At 37.8% G+C, this 12,838-nt stretch carries 12 protein-coding genes; 3 read left to right on the top strand and 9 right to left on the bottom strand.

Translation table 11 applies throughout. The features are described from left to right. Nucleotides 1–186: 186 nt before the first annotated feature. Nucleotides 187–717: a Gmad2 immunoglobulin-like domain-containing protein gene (locus AC6CHV_RS04980; protein ID WP_121446307.1), complete on the bottom strand. Its 531-nt coding sequence runs from the start codon at nucleotides 715–717 to the stop codon at nucleotides 187–189. Between the two features lie 158 nt (nucleotides 718–875). Between AC6CHV_RS04980 and AC6CHV_RS04975 the strand changes: the two genes are divergently transcribed. From AC6CHV_RS04975 to AC6CHV_RS04965, 3 genes are all read left to right on the top strand, one after another. Continuing rightward, on the top strand, nucleotides 876–1,469 hold the full coding sequence (locus AC6CHV_RS04975) for a YitT family protein (RefSeq protein ID WP_121446308.1): 594 nt from the start codon (nucleotides 876–878) through the stop codon (nucleotides 1,467–1,469). Between the two features lie 200 nt (nucleotides 1,470–1,669). Continuing rightward, nucleotides 1,670–2,143: a hypothetical protein gene (locus AC6CHV_RS04970; RefSeq protein WP_498078254.1), complete on the top strand. Its 474-nt coding sequence runs from the start codon at nucleotides 1,670–1,672 to the stop codon at nucleotides 2,141–2,143. A gap of 264 nt (nucleotides 2,144–2,407) precedes the next feature. Then, entirely contained in the window at nucleotides 2,408–2,623 is a 216-nt protein-coding gene (locus AC6CHV_RS04965; protein ID WP_099361602.1) for a hypothetical protein, read from the top strand. Nucleotides 2,624–2,685: 62 nt separating this feature from the next. Here AC6CHV_RS04965 and AC6CHV_RS04960 read toward each other — a convergent pair whose 3' ends face one another. The 8 genes from AC6CHV_RS04960 to AC6CHV_RS04925 form a co-directional block, all read right to left on the bottom strand. Then, nucleotides 2,686–3,573: an EamA family transporter gene (locus AC6CHV_RS04960; RefSeq protein WP_498078253.1), complete on the bottom strand. Its 888-nt coding sequence runs from the start codon at nucleotides 3,571–3,573 to the stop codon at nucleotides 2,686–2,688. A gap of 211 nt (nucleotides 3,574–3,784) precedes the next feature. Further along, nucleotides 3,785–4,732 (bottom strand): BadF/BadG/BcrA/BcrD ATPase family protein, encoded by a 948-nt coding sequence (locus AC6CHV_RS04955; RefSeq protein WP_498078252.1) that lies wholly within the window; start codon nucleotides 4,730–4,732, stop codon nucleotides 3,785–3,787. Next, nucleotides 4,725–6,248: an argininosuccinate lyase gene (gene argH / locus AC6CHV_RS04950; RefSeq protein ID WP_121446312.1), complete on the bottom strand. Its 1,524-nt coding sequence runs from the start codon at nucleotides 6,246–6,248 to the stop codon at nucleotides 4,725–4,727. The genes AC6CHV_RS04955 and argH overlap by 8 nt, the downstream gene beginning before the upstream one ends. Before the next feature lies 1 nt (nucleotide 6,249). Continuing rightward, nucleotides 6,250–7,002, bottom strand: a complete 753-nt coding sequence (locus AC6CHV_RS04945; RefSeq protein WP_121446313.1) for a creatininase family protein — start codon at nucleotides 7,000–7,002, stop codon at nucleotides 6,250–6,252. Nucleotides 7,003–7,262: 260 nt separating this feature from the next. Then, nucleotides 7,263–8,990, bottom strand: a complete 1,728-nt coding sequence (locus tag AC6CHV_RS04940; protein WP_121446314.1) for an ABC transporter permease — start codon at nucleotides 8,988–8,990, stop codon at nucleotides 7,263–7,265. An 11-nt stretch (nucleotides 8,991–9,001) separates the two neighbouring features. Next, a complete protein-coding gene (locus AC6CHV_RS04935; protein ID WP_121446489.1) occupies nucleotides 9,002–10,072 on the bottom strand; it encodes an ABC transporter ATP-binding protein in 1,071 nt (356 codons plus the stop codon). A 260-nt stretch (nucleotides 10,073–10,332) separates the two neighbouring features. Further along, nucleotides 10,333–11,424, bottom strand: coding sequence for an extracellular solute-binding protein (locus tag AC6CHV_RS04930; RefSeq protein ID WP_121446315.1), 1,092 nt, complete (start codon nucleotides 11,422–11,424; stop codon nucleotides 10,333–10,335). Between the two features lie 123 nt (nucleotides 11,425–11,547). Further along, nucleotides 11,548–12,753 carry an ROK family transcriptional regulator gene (locus AC6CHV_RS04925; RefSeq protein ID WP_121446316.1) on the bottom strand — a complete coding sequence of 402 codons (1,206 nt, stop codon included), beginning with the start codon at nucleotides 12,751–12,753 and terminating at the stop codon, nucleotides 11,548–11,550. Between the last annotated feature and the right edge of the window lie 85 nt (nucleotides 12,754–12,838).

The raw sequence follows: 12,838 nt of genomic DNA, 5'->3' as shown, positions 1-12,838 counted from the left end.
CAGAAATCATAATTTTTATAATTTTCATATTAATTATAGTGCTTTTAGGAAAAAGCTATCTACCGTAAATTAGAGGAATCGGAAGGTGCATTTTTCGGAAATTAGCGGAAAGGCTAACGTAATGTCCGCAAGATTGAGCATTTATATAAAAAAGCTGACTCTGCATCGAGTCAGCTTTCGGGTTCTCTATTTATTTGTCAGTGGTATCGTTAATACATTCTCTTTCGAACCATCTTTAGCGGAATAAACAAACAGTTCAAATCTGGCTTCATTTTTTGCATTTGCTATTAATTCTTTCTCAATCGAGATTTCAAAGTCACCCCAAGATGGTGCACCTACTGTTTGATAGTTGTTTTCTACTAGCTTTTCCTCACCATCATAAACTGCATAATCAAAAACGCCTTCAAATACTTGAGCTTTACCAGTAAACACGAATTCATTATCCGTCTCAGACACTTTTACATCTTTAAAGATTTTGTTCTGGTAGACTTTTTCTTCATTTGTCGGTGTTACACTATTTTCGGTACCTTGCTCATCTTCATCTACTTCAGTATTTTCTTCTTCCTGAGTCGCTTCATCATTGTTGTTATCAATTTGTTCCTCTGTTTCATTCACCCGTTCATTCTCATCAGGTGTATTAGTCTGATCGTTTTGATTACATGCGCTTAGGATTGCTGCAATGCTCAATACAATCATATAGAATATTATTTTTTTCATTAGAATACCCCTCCTCAACAGAATATCTCTCTCCTGTTCTATTCTGTGGATATTAAAGGAAAAAAATACCTAGATACTGGTTATAAAAGTTGTCCATAATGGTATATTTTTTGCATATAAATAGTATATGTCCATTTAGACAGGAGAGTTCTTATTCGATGTCATTTTTTATAAAAGCAGCTGCTATCCTTATAGGCAGTATAACAATTGCAATCGGAATCAATACTTTTTTAATACCAAACAGGGTTTTAGACGGTGGGATTATTGGTTTAGGTCTAATTATCAGTTATTTATTTCATACCAATGCTGGTTTCACGATCATGATATTAAGTATTCCTATCTTTATTATCTCTTGGTTTAAGTATCGCTCTTATTTTTTTAATAGTTTACACGGTATGTTTCTTTCTTCCTTTTTCATTGACCTGTTTCATAACTTAAATCAACTCCGTTTACATATTTCACCTATCCTTAGCTCATTTACAGGTGGTATCTTGATTGGTTTTGGTATTGGAATTATGCTTCGCTTTGAAACAAGTACTGGCGGGACAGATTTATTAGCCCAATTCATTTCAGATATCGTGAAAATGAATGTAGGGATAATCATTCTAATTATAGACATTTTTGTAATTTGTCTTGGGGGGATATTAGTTTCTAGTGATACATTCTTACTTTCAGCTATAACCATATTTGCTGGTGGATTAACTACTAGTCTGTGCACATGGAATCTGACAAATAATGATTATAAAATGTAACTCTAATTTCACGGTATGTATGTTTGGGTAAAACGTCTAGTCATAGGACAATAGTGGAACATATGATGAAATTGTGTTTATCAAATTAGTGAAATCACTAAATGAGATATTTTAATAAAACCATTTAATAGTCGATGTTTCACCTACTGCTCGCGCCGTTTTTTTGGATATTTAAGTAAAGGACAGGGAGATGGAATTATATGGACATTGTGGAAGAAAAACAATACCATGAAGAGTTATTGGAATGGTGTAATAACATTTATTTTCACTGGGAAAGGATGAAACCAAGGTTTTCAAAATTATTTGATTTGAAGAGTTTAGAAGAGTGGGAAGAATCATGTAGTGAATTGAAAGAGAAATTACAGACGAATAGGAAAGCGGACATTGATGAATATCAAACAGCTCAACAATTATTTGAGCAGTGGGAAATTTTGTATAGCGAATCAATTAATGTTCAGAAAGAAATTACTTCTGATGTGAGGGAGAAGCCTGAGTTGTCCCCTGATTCCGATATGGTAATAGAACTGTCAAATCAGGAAAATAATAAAGCAGAGGATGAACTTATCAATATGACAATTAAAATGGAGATCCCGATACAGGAATTCAGAAAAATTTTATTAGACTATAAAAAAGAAGTAATACACTGGGAGTCTACCATAATTCCCAAAATATAGAATGTTAAATTCCCTACTCATGCCTCCCCTCTTACTTAGAAATAAGAGGGGATATATTTTTATCATAAATTAGGAATCGTTAGAAGGATTAGGAAAGTCTTTTACAGCTACAGCTAGATTCATTCCAAAAATGAGCGTTTGAAAACTTAATATTCCCGCTCTTTACTGAATTTATTTTGACAATTAATTCAATCAATATAAAAAATCGATTTAGGTAAAATATTACCGTTGTCATTTCAACAAAAAAATGTAGGAGGCGGTAAAATGGCAAATCAACTTGATACAAATAAATTAAAACAAGCAGAAGCTCAAGCTTCAATTGCAAAGGACATGATTACTTCGGCAATTGAACAGTCAGCCGCAAACCAAATTTTAGCAAACGAAGCTTTAAAATCAGCTTCACAGGAGATTGCTCAAATTCAAACACTAATAAGTCAAGCCCAATCTACACTTCAAGCACAAACAACAGACGAATCTTAAAGTAATATGGACCCCTTTTTTTACAAGAAGGGGGTCCTTATAGCCGTGTAAGAAATCAGATATCAACTCGCTTCGGACGTTGCTGGCATTTTTCTCTGATACGTTGATAATAGGACTCCACCGACTATAAAAAGTGATCCCACCATTTCTGCACCAGTTATTGGTTTGTATAAAACTATTAATCCCATTATCATAGCTACAAATGGTTCTAGATTTGATAAAATGGATGCCTTTGAGGCATCGACAAATCTTATATAATTATTCCAAATCAGATTAGCGATACCATGTACCACAACGGCCGTACCGATCAATAAAGCCCAATCAGAAAAGTCTTGGCCTATTCGTAAAGGTGAGTCCAGTAAAAAAGCAAACGGAATTGCTACAAATAGTCCGACTAAATTTGAATATAACGTAATAGTCAGTGGGTCTGTTCTGTTGGATAAAAGCCTTGTCATAATAATCATAATCGCAAATGTTATCATCGTTACAACAATCCAAACAAGGCCTTTGTCTATTTGAATTGTTGAAAAAGTTCCTTTTGTTACAACAAAGTAAATACCTATGATAGCAACAATCGACCCTATGAACATCCGCTTTGTTAATTTCTCTTTTAAAAATATGGCAGCTAATATACTTGTTAAAATGGGCGTAGTTGCTAAAATTAACGCAGATGTGGTTGGATCAGCTGTTTGCAATCCTTTAAAAAAAGACCATTGGTTTATAAATACGCCGATTACCCCTAGAAAAAAAACAGAGAGAAAATCTGTTTTTCTTAACAGTTTAAAGTGTTTTTTAAATAAGGTTAATCCAATCAAAAAAATAACAATAAACAAAAGCCTTAACATCGTTAATAGCGCTGGTGAAAAATCTAATACTAAAATTTTTCCAAATATAAAATTGCTGCCCCATACTACTACGCAAAAAGTTAGCCAAGAATAAGCTTTTAACATCAATAACACCATCCAGAGTTCAAAAATGACGACTTTTATAGTTTAAACACTCTAGATGGTTCCGTAAACATTTCTGTTTGTATACAGACCCATTCTACATATTTCAGCACTAAATCAGCTTTTTTAGTTTATTGTGAGTGAAATATTTAAAATGTCCTCTTTCGAACTGCCTAACTGGTAGTTCGAAAGAGGACATTTAATGGGGGGAAACCTATTTCAACTTCAAGCCACGCTTGATTATGCTTTGAATGGGTTCTTCAGTTGTAGTTATCATGTTTGCTTTTGGAAAACTAAGCTGAACCCTGTTACGAACTTGATTTTTTATGTAGTGGTTATGTTGAAAAACGCCACCTTGTAAAATCAAATCAAATTCGTTCTGATGAATGCCTGCATTTTCAATTGCAGTATATACGAGAAGCAGCAATTCCTCTACAGCACGCTCTAATATCCGTTGACTTACTGGATCCCCCATACGAAATGCAACATCGACTGTGGTTGCAAGTGCCCCCACGTCATCAACTGAATATGCATCACTGTAAGCCCAATTATAAAGTTCTTCAATTTTTGTAAAATCAAATTTCTCTAATACTAACTCGGCTAACAGTGTATCTTCTCCACGGCCATCTTGCATTTTCAGAACGGATTCAATGGCTTGTTTGCCAATCCAATAACCACTCCCTTCATCGCCAAATCGGTGTCCCCAACCACCGGAACGGACAATACGATTATTGCCATCATGAGCAAAAACGATAGAGCCTGTTCCAGCAATTAAGAGAACGCCAGCATTGTTTTGGGTCGAGCCTAAAAGGGCAGCAAGACAATCATTTTCTACTTGTAATCTCTCAATCTTAATTGGCAAGCCGTTAACCGTTTCCTTTACAACTCTGGAGACTTCTTTTTCATCATTAACCGTATCGATTCCTGCAAGCGCAAATACAGCTTTTTTCACGACACTACTCGGATCAATCCCTGCATCCTTAAAGGCAGCAAGAATGGCTTTTTCTAGTGCATCTTTTACTCTGATAGCCCCTACTACATGATAATTTGTGGCACCAGCTTTTCCTTCACCAAGGATGGTTCCATTTGCATTAACTAGGACCGCAAGTGTTTTTGTTCCACCCCCATCGACCGCAAGCAGTTCGATGGTATTCTTATTCATTGGCTCCAGTCCAATCTGTTATGAAGCTTGAAACTTTAGCAGCGGATTTGTTAAGATGTTCCCGTTTTTCATCTAACCAAGCTGAAAGTTCTTCTTGTTCAGTTAACCGTGTTTTGATTGTTTTTTCCATTCTACTTGGACTTGGTCCACCCTCTAAATCGCGGATTTTAACAAAATACTCTGGACTTAACACTTGCTTTAATTCTTCTGCTGTTAAGGTAGATTCCTTGCCAACTATCTTTCTAGATTGCTCATTTAATAAGTCTATTGTTAATGATTCTAACGATTTTTTTCCTTGATTTGTAAGCTCTTTAACTGTAGAACTTACAACATGATGTGCTTTGCGGAAAGATAGTCCATCACTGCGTACAATTGTATCCGCTAATTCCGTTACATTCGCAAAGCTTTCACTTGCTCGTTTTAGAAGTGTTTCTTTATTAACTTCCATTGTAAGTAAGACAGAAGTCAACAACTCATAAATGCCGCCGAGTCTTTCAATGGCTTTCCAGATGTATGGCTGCATGTCATCTTCAGTATCGACAATATCTCCGAATGGTGTGTTATGAACCATTAATAAGACTGTTTGACAATCACCCGCTACACTGGATAAGAGTGCTCTCATGTGTTCAATCGAAACAGGGTTTCGTTTTTGCGGCATGATTGAGCTGATCTGTACATATGGAGCAGAAAGAAGAAAAGCGCCATATTCCTGTGTTCCCCATAATAAGAAATCTTGCATAGACCGTCCGAGATTCAAGGCTGATAATTGAACAGCAGACGCTGTTTCTGCGATATAGTCGGCACCTGCGACAGCATCCCAGGCATTATCAATCATATCCTCAAAACCTAGTAAATCCTTCATCCGTTCTCTGTTAATTGCAAAACCAGAAGTTGTGAGTGCTGCTGCCCCCATACTGCTGCGGTTTACGGTTTTATAAGCAGCTTGAAGTCGAACTATATCACGAGTTAACATATCGGTCATTGCATTTAAATAATGGGCTAATGTTGTTGGTTGCGCCTGTTGCGTGTGTGTGTACCCAATCATAATTGTTTCTTTATGTTCATCGGTCATTTCGATAAGAGCTTCGCGGAGTTTTAAAGCCTTTTCTATTAAAGGAAGAAGCTTTTTACGTAATGTCATTCGATAGATGGCGATCCCCATATCATTGCGGCTCCGAGCAATATGAAGGTTTCCTGCAATGTCGCCTGCATCTTCAATCAATGCATGCTCAACTTCAAAAAATAAATCCTCAAATTCGCCTGTATAGCTTCTCTTTTGAATTTCATCTTGATCAAGGTGGGAAACTGCCATAGCAATTTTTTTTGCCTCTTCTTTTCCTACAAGCCCCTGTTCGACTAACATGATTAAATGGGCATTGTGAATTTCAATCATTGAATCAAGCAATTGATGTTTTGCCTCATTATAAGCTGGTTCAAGCACCATTGATGTATATGTTTTAGAAGGAAAAACTGTACCTTCAGTTTCAATGATTTTATCTCTAAGTGAGTTTTTCATTCTAGTCAATCCCTTCTGTTTCTTCATCAGCGATCCAATTTTTAATTAACTCATTCATGTTTACCGCTGCCTTATCTACAATTAACTTTCCTTTTTCATAGGAGGTTTGTTGAATGAGACCTGTATAGCCATCCCAAGCTCTCGGTGTTCCTTCTACAAGAACATATGGCATAGAAGAAAGTGGGGTCACTTCTTTAAATTCTGTGTCCACTTCCTGAACTTGCACCAAATCGGGACGAAATGCTTTTACCGCGGACATTTCATATGGGCCACCATGCCCTCTACCTTTTGTCCCCACAAATCCAATCTCTTCAGCAGCATCGATCGCAACCATCTGCCACCAGTTGATTAACAAGAAGCTAGCGTCCGTATGTTTCCCGGTCACAAATTCTGCGACTGTTCGAGAAACTCCCATATTGGCATCATGAGCATTTAAAAGAACAATCTTCTTAATCCCTTGGTTGATAATTCCCATCGTAATATCAATTAAATATTCGGTAATTATACTTGGCCGAATCGGGATCGTCCCTTGATATTTAGATGTTTTTCCAGGACATGCTGTGTAGGGTACCGTTGGAAAAACAGCTCCGCCTAATTCATCATCAATTAAATCTGCAAATCCATCAGCAAGAATAATATCCGTTCCTAAAGGAGAATGCGGCCCATGGTACTCAAAACTCCCTAATGGAACAACCGCAAACGTAGCCCGCTCCAATGTCTTCAAGTCTCTTCCGTGAACATCACTAGCCTTCATACGATTATCCTCCTCCTATATCAAATGCGCCTTGGCGTATTTGCCGCCAGATTTTTAGGCCCACACGATGTGGGTCATAAAGACGTTGCCACAGGATGTGGCGTTATTAGTCTTTGAACTTACTGCTCGAAAAGATTCCTTTGAAAAATCGTGGCATCCGCCGGAGGCCAAACTTTATTCAACCTTGGTTTGAACACGCCTTGATTAGGTCACATCCTGCTTCCCCTCTTCTAAAAGTAGAGGCTCTCAGCTGAATAAAGTTAGATTGCGGAGCCTGCTTTTCCATCCGTAATCTTTTGTGAAATAAATAGAACTGTAATAATTAAAATGATTTGAAGAACGCCATATGCACACGCAGTTCCAAATTGGAAAGCGTACATTTTTTGGAATATCGCAACTGATAGTGGCATCGTTGACGTACTATAAATTAGGATTGAAGCAACGAATTCACCTAACCCCTGAACTAGTGCAAGTAAGGTACCAGCAAGAATACCTGAGAAGGCCATTGGAACAACTACTCTTCTAAATGTGTACCACCAATTGGCCCCTAAACTTCGCGCTGCTTCTTCAACCGATTCATCCATTTGCATTAAAGCTGCAGAAGTAGAACGGAAAATCAATGGTAAATGTCGTACAAAATAGGCCAAAGGTAAAATCCAGAAGGTACCGATTAACACTTGGTTAAAACTGAACACGTTAGGTTCACTAAATGCTGCGATTAAGTTAACCGCTACAACCGTACCAGGTAATGCCCAAGGAACCATGATGAGAATATCTAATAAGGCTTTGCCTTTAAATTTCGTCCGAACCATTGCATAGGCCGCTGCCACACCAAATAGGATATTACCTGCTGTTGCGACAAAACTCATCTGTAAACTGTTCCAAATCGGGCGCCATGTTCGTTCATCTGTAAACAGGTCAATATAGTGTTGAAGGGTGTACGCTGTCGGGATAATTTGCACCGTCCATTCCCCGTCCACAGAAAACGAAATAAGTACAAGAACAAGAATTGGAAGCATCAAGATTATAACCCCAACAAATGAAAGGAACATTGATAAGTATTTTACAAATGGGGAACGTAATTCAGTTCTGTGAACACTAACCCCTTTGCTTTGGTTTTGGAAGTTACGTCTTCCTTGATACCATCTCATTAAAATTAAAAATGAAATAGACACAATGGAAAGGATTGTTGATTGCGTTGCCGCCATATCTAAATCTCCATTTGTACGAGATAGATAGATTTGCATCGTCATGGTTCTTTCTACACCGAACATTAAGGGAGCTGTATAGGAAGCCATTGAAATCATAAATACAAGTAAAGAAGATGCCACGAGTGCTGGAGTTAGCATTGGCAGAATTACCTTTCTCCAAATGCGAATCCTCCCAGAGCCAAGGCTCGTTGCCGCCTCTTCCAATGAAGGATCTAACCCTTTGATGGCTGCAGCCGCCGTTAAATAAAAATAGGTATACATCGTGAATGTGTGTACCACAATTACCCCAACGACACCTCTTAAGGCAAATGGAACCTCTTCCAGATTAAATAGTGCTTGAAAAGCTCTCGGAATAATCCCACTTTCCCCATAAAGGAAGGTAAATGACAGTACCCCTACTAGTGGTGGTAACGCCATCGGTACTAGAATTAAGACAGAGAGAATTTTTCTTCCTGGAAATTCGTAACGTTCCATTAAAAATGCCATCGTGACACCAACAATGGCACACGTAATTACACTAATTACCGATATATATATACTTGTCCAAAGCGCCTCTAGGTTTGCTGTACTTGTTAAACCAAAGAAGCGTTGGTAATTTTCGAGATTTGCACCTTCTTCACCGACCACGGATTGGATAAACGTTTGATAAAACGGATAAATAACATAAGCTAATAACACTAAAAACAACGGAGAAATTAAAACATACACAAAATATTTCGAACGGGTAAGTCGTGCCCACCAGTTCTCTTGCACTACAGTACTTTGATTCGCACTCATTCTTTCACCTCCTATTCACCAATCAAGTAAATTCCATTTTCAGGTACATGAAGGGTAATTGAATCACCGCGACTTAGGATTTTGTTACCTTTATTAATAATCATGACTTTTATCAGATTAGATCCTATTTTCACAAGATAATTGATGCTGACCCCTGTAAATTCGACAAGCTGAACCGTGCCTGTTAGTTGGTTTACACCTGGTCCTTCATGCAATGCTTCTGGTCGAATCGAGCATTTGATTTTTTCACCTACAACTAGCTTCTTCCCATTTGCAGATTGAGTCATTGAACCTGTTACGAAAACATCCTCTTCGAATTTCACTTTGACTGCGTCCCCATTAATCTCAACAACTTCGCCATTAACAATATTGGCTTCTCCAATAAAGGAGGCTACAAAGTGGTTGGAAGGACGATTATAGATTTCTTGAGGAGTGCCAATTTGCTGAACTACTCCATCTTTCATAACCATTATGCGATCAGACATCGTCATGGCTTCCGTTTGGTCATGAGTAACATAGATCGTTGTGACACCTAATTCAACTTGCAATCTCTTAATCTCAATTCTCGTTTCCTCACGAAGCTTCGCATCTAAGTTTGACAATGGTTCGTCGAGTAGAAGAATATCCGGTTCAATAACGAGCGCACGTGCTAAAGCAACACGCTGCTGTTGTCCACCAGATAACTCATTGATTTTACGCGTACCATATTGATCAAGGTGAACAAGCTTTTGTGCTTTTTCTACCTTTTCTTTAATAACGGCTTTCGGTAATTTACGTACTTCAAGACCGAATGCAATATTTTCAAATACGGTCATATGTGGGAATAGGGCGTAGTTTTGGAATACCATACCAATGTTACGCTTGTTTGGCTGGAGGGTTGTTACATCTTTATTGTCAAACAGGATTTTCCCCTCTGTAGGAAAATAAAATCCCGCTATCATCCGCAATGTCGTTGTCTTCCCACATCCTGATGGACCTAAAAATGTGAAAAACTCACCAGGTTTTACGTCGATATTTACATTTTCTACCCCTCTTGCTTTACCAAACATTTTACTAACATGATCAAGTCTTACATTTTTCAAACCAAACACCTCGCTGTATAAAAATGAAACTTCCATAAACTTTAAAAAGGGGTGAAAATAACTCTTCACCCCCTTTTAATCAAATGCGCTTTGGCGTATTTGCGCCCAGATTTTAGGCCCACAGGACGTGGGTCACAAAGACGTTGCCATAGGATGTGGCGTTTTTAGTCTTTGATCTTACGCTGCGAAAACTTCCTCTAAAAAATCTGTGGCATCCGCCGGAGGCTTTAACTTTATTCAGTGAATAAAGTTAAAACCTATTAATTTTTACCTTTGATATTTTCATCCCAATGTTGCATCCACTCAGCTTCTTTTTCAGCCATTACTGACCAATCAAGATCTAATGACTTAAGTTCAAGATCTTGATACCATTCTGGCATCGTAGACTTATCAATATCTGTACGAGTTGGAATTTGGTATAAATCTTCAGCTAACGTTTTACGTGTTTCTGGTTCAAACAAGAACTCATAGAACAATTTTGCATTCTCAAGGTTCTTTGCATTTTTCACAAGACCAACAGCATCAACTAAGATTGGTGCACCACTTTCTGGATACACGAAATCAAATGGTTGGTTATGCTGGTTTTTTTGAATTAAAATATCTTGCAGATTCCAAAGAGAAATAGAACCTTCTTGACGAGCAAGCTTTAAGTATAGATTAGTAGGATCTTGTGCATATTCTTTTGTATTCGCATCTAATTTTGCAAGCCATTCGTACCCAGCATCTGGATTATCAGCACCTTGCTCATGAATCATTGCAGAGTAGATGGTTCTCATCGTTCCGGATGCTAATACACCACGGATAATAATTTCATTCTTCCATTTTGGATCAAGAAGATCATCCCAATCCTGTGGAGCTTCTTCTTTCGAAAGCATGTCAGAGTTAATCATGATTACCTCTGGTAAAAGCATTTCACCATACCAACGGCCTTCAGCATCCTTATGTTCTGGAAGAATGCTAGCATCAAAGCTTGGCTTAAATGATTCAAGTAAATCTTCATCTGCTGCTGTCATGAACGCAGATTGCGTACCTCCCCACCAGAAATCAGCTTGTGGATTTGCTTTTTCTCCACGAACACGCTCAAGAACTTGTTGAGCACCCATTGTTAATACATCAACCTTGACATCTGGGTACTTTTCGTTGAACATCTCGACAACTTGATCCACAATTGTTTGGTCACGAGCTGTGTAGATTACGAGGTTACCACTTGCTTCAGCTGTTTCTTCCGTTTTGCCATCGTCATTTCCATCAGCTGGCTCCTCTTCCTCAGTAGAAGAACTACCAGAGCATGCCGATACAAAGAGCATCAATGCTGCAATCAAAAGAACTAAAAAATGCTTCTTTTTAAACATAAGAATCCCCCTTAAATCATTTTATTTATTCAAAAGTAGGACAAATCGTCCTACTAAGAATCAAATAGAAGATGAGCTTGTTATAAATTATGCAGATAAGTTATGTGTATTCTGCTTTTCCAGCTAGTTTAAGATACTTTCATGTTCTCTGAGGAATAGCGAGATAGCTCCAAGAACGCCTGCATGTTCTCCTAATTGCGACAATTGTAATTCAACTGAACTCGGAAGATATCTTTGAACCATTAGTCGTAATTTAGGAAGAATATAATCGGATGACTTCATGACCCCGCCATCTAATATGATTATTTCTGGATTTAATAGAGTGGCTGCATTGATAATTCCATATGCAAGATGTTCAATCGCTTCATCTACCACTGTTTGGGCAATCTCATCACCTGTTTTTGCCAGTAAAAAAGACTGCTCTCCTGTGATTTCGGATTTCAGTGCCTCTTTATACATAGGGTGATCCTCGTGTTGCAAGATCAGCTTTGTTACTTTTTCTCCGATTGCTTTCCCTCCAGCAACACTTTCAAGATAACCATACCGGTGAAAAGTGGGTTTAAATTCATTTTTTATATCGTTCTTATCAGTGACGATATATCCGAATTCCCCAGCCGCATTTGAGAAGCCACGATATAACTGATTCTGAATAATAATGCCACTTCCAATTCCAGTCCCGACAGCAATAAATAAAACATTTTCCTTATTCCTCGCGTTTCCTAACCATTGTTCTCCAAGAACTGCTACATTCACATCATTATCAACGAAGACTGGGAAAGAAAAGTATTGCTCCGCCTCCATCAAAATCGGATAACGAACCCAATTTAAACTTGGTGCTTCCACAACAACGCCTGATACTGTTTCTGTAATGCCTGGTACGCCTATTCCCATTCCTAATATCTTAGTTGGGTCAAGCCCGCTACTTTGTATCAACTCTTGTACCTCTTTATGTATTTGTTTGATTAAGCCACTTTCTAAATACTTACTTGTGCTAAAGCTTGTTGAACATAGCATCTTTCCGTTCAGATCGGAAATAATAATTCTTACCTTTGTTCCTCCAATGTCTGTTCCAATTACATAAGCAGCGTTTTCATTAAAATATAGATGAATAGGCCTTCTTCCTCCTTGTGAAGAGGATTCACCATTTCCCTTTTCACAAATCCAATTCTCTCGTACTAGTTCATCAACCAGTAAGGAAACAGTCGGTTTACTAATATTTAGTTTTTCAGATATTTCTGCCCTTGAAATTGGTTGATAAAATCGAATACATTGAAGGACCATTTTTTTATTATTCGTTCGTACACGAAGATGGGATGGTAGTTTATTCATAACATCACGGCCTTATTTCGTATAGTTAGTTAGTAAGTTTAACTAATTCAACTACACTATATAACAATTTGGTATCGTTTACAAT

This window comes from Ferdinandcohnia sp. GQ5, from assembly GCF_059759275.1.
This window is presented reverse-complemented; position numbering and strand designations above follow the sequence as displayed.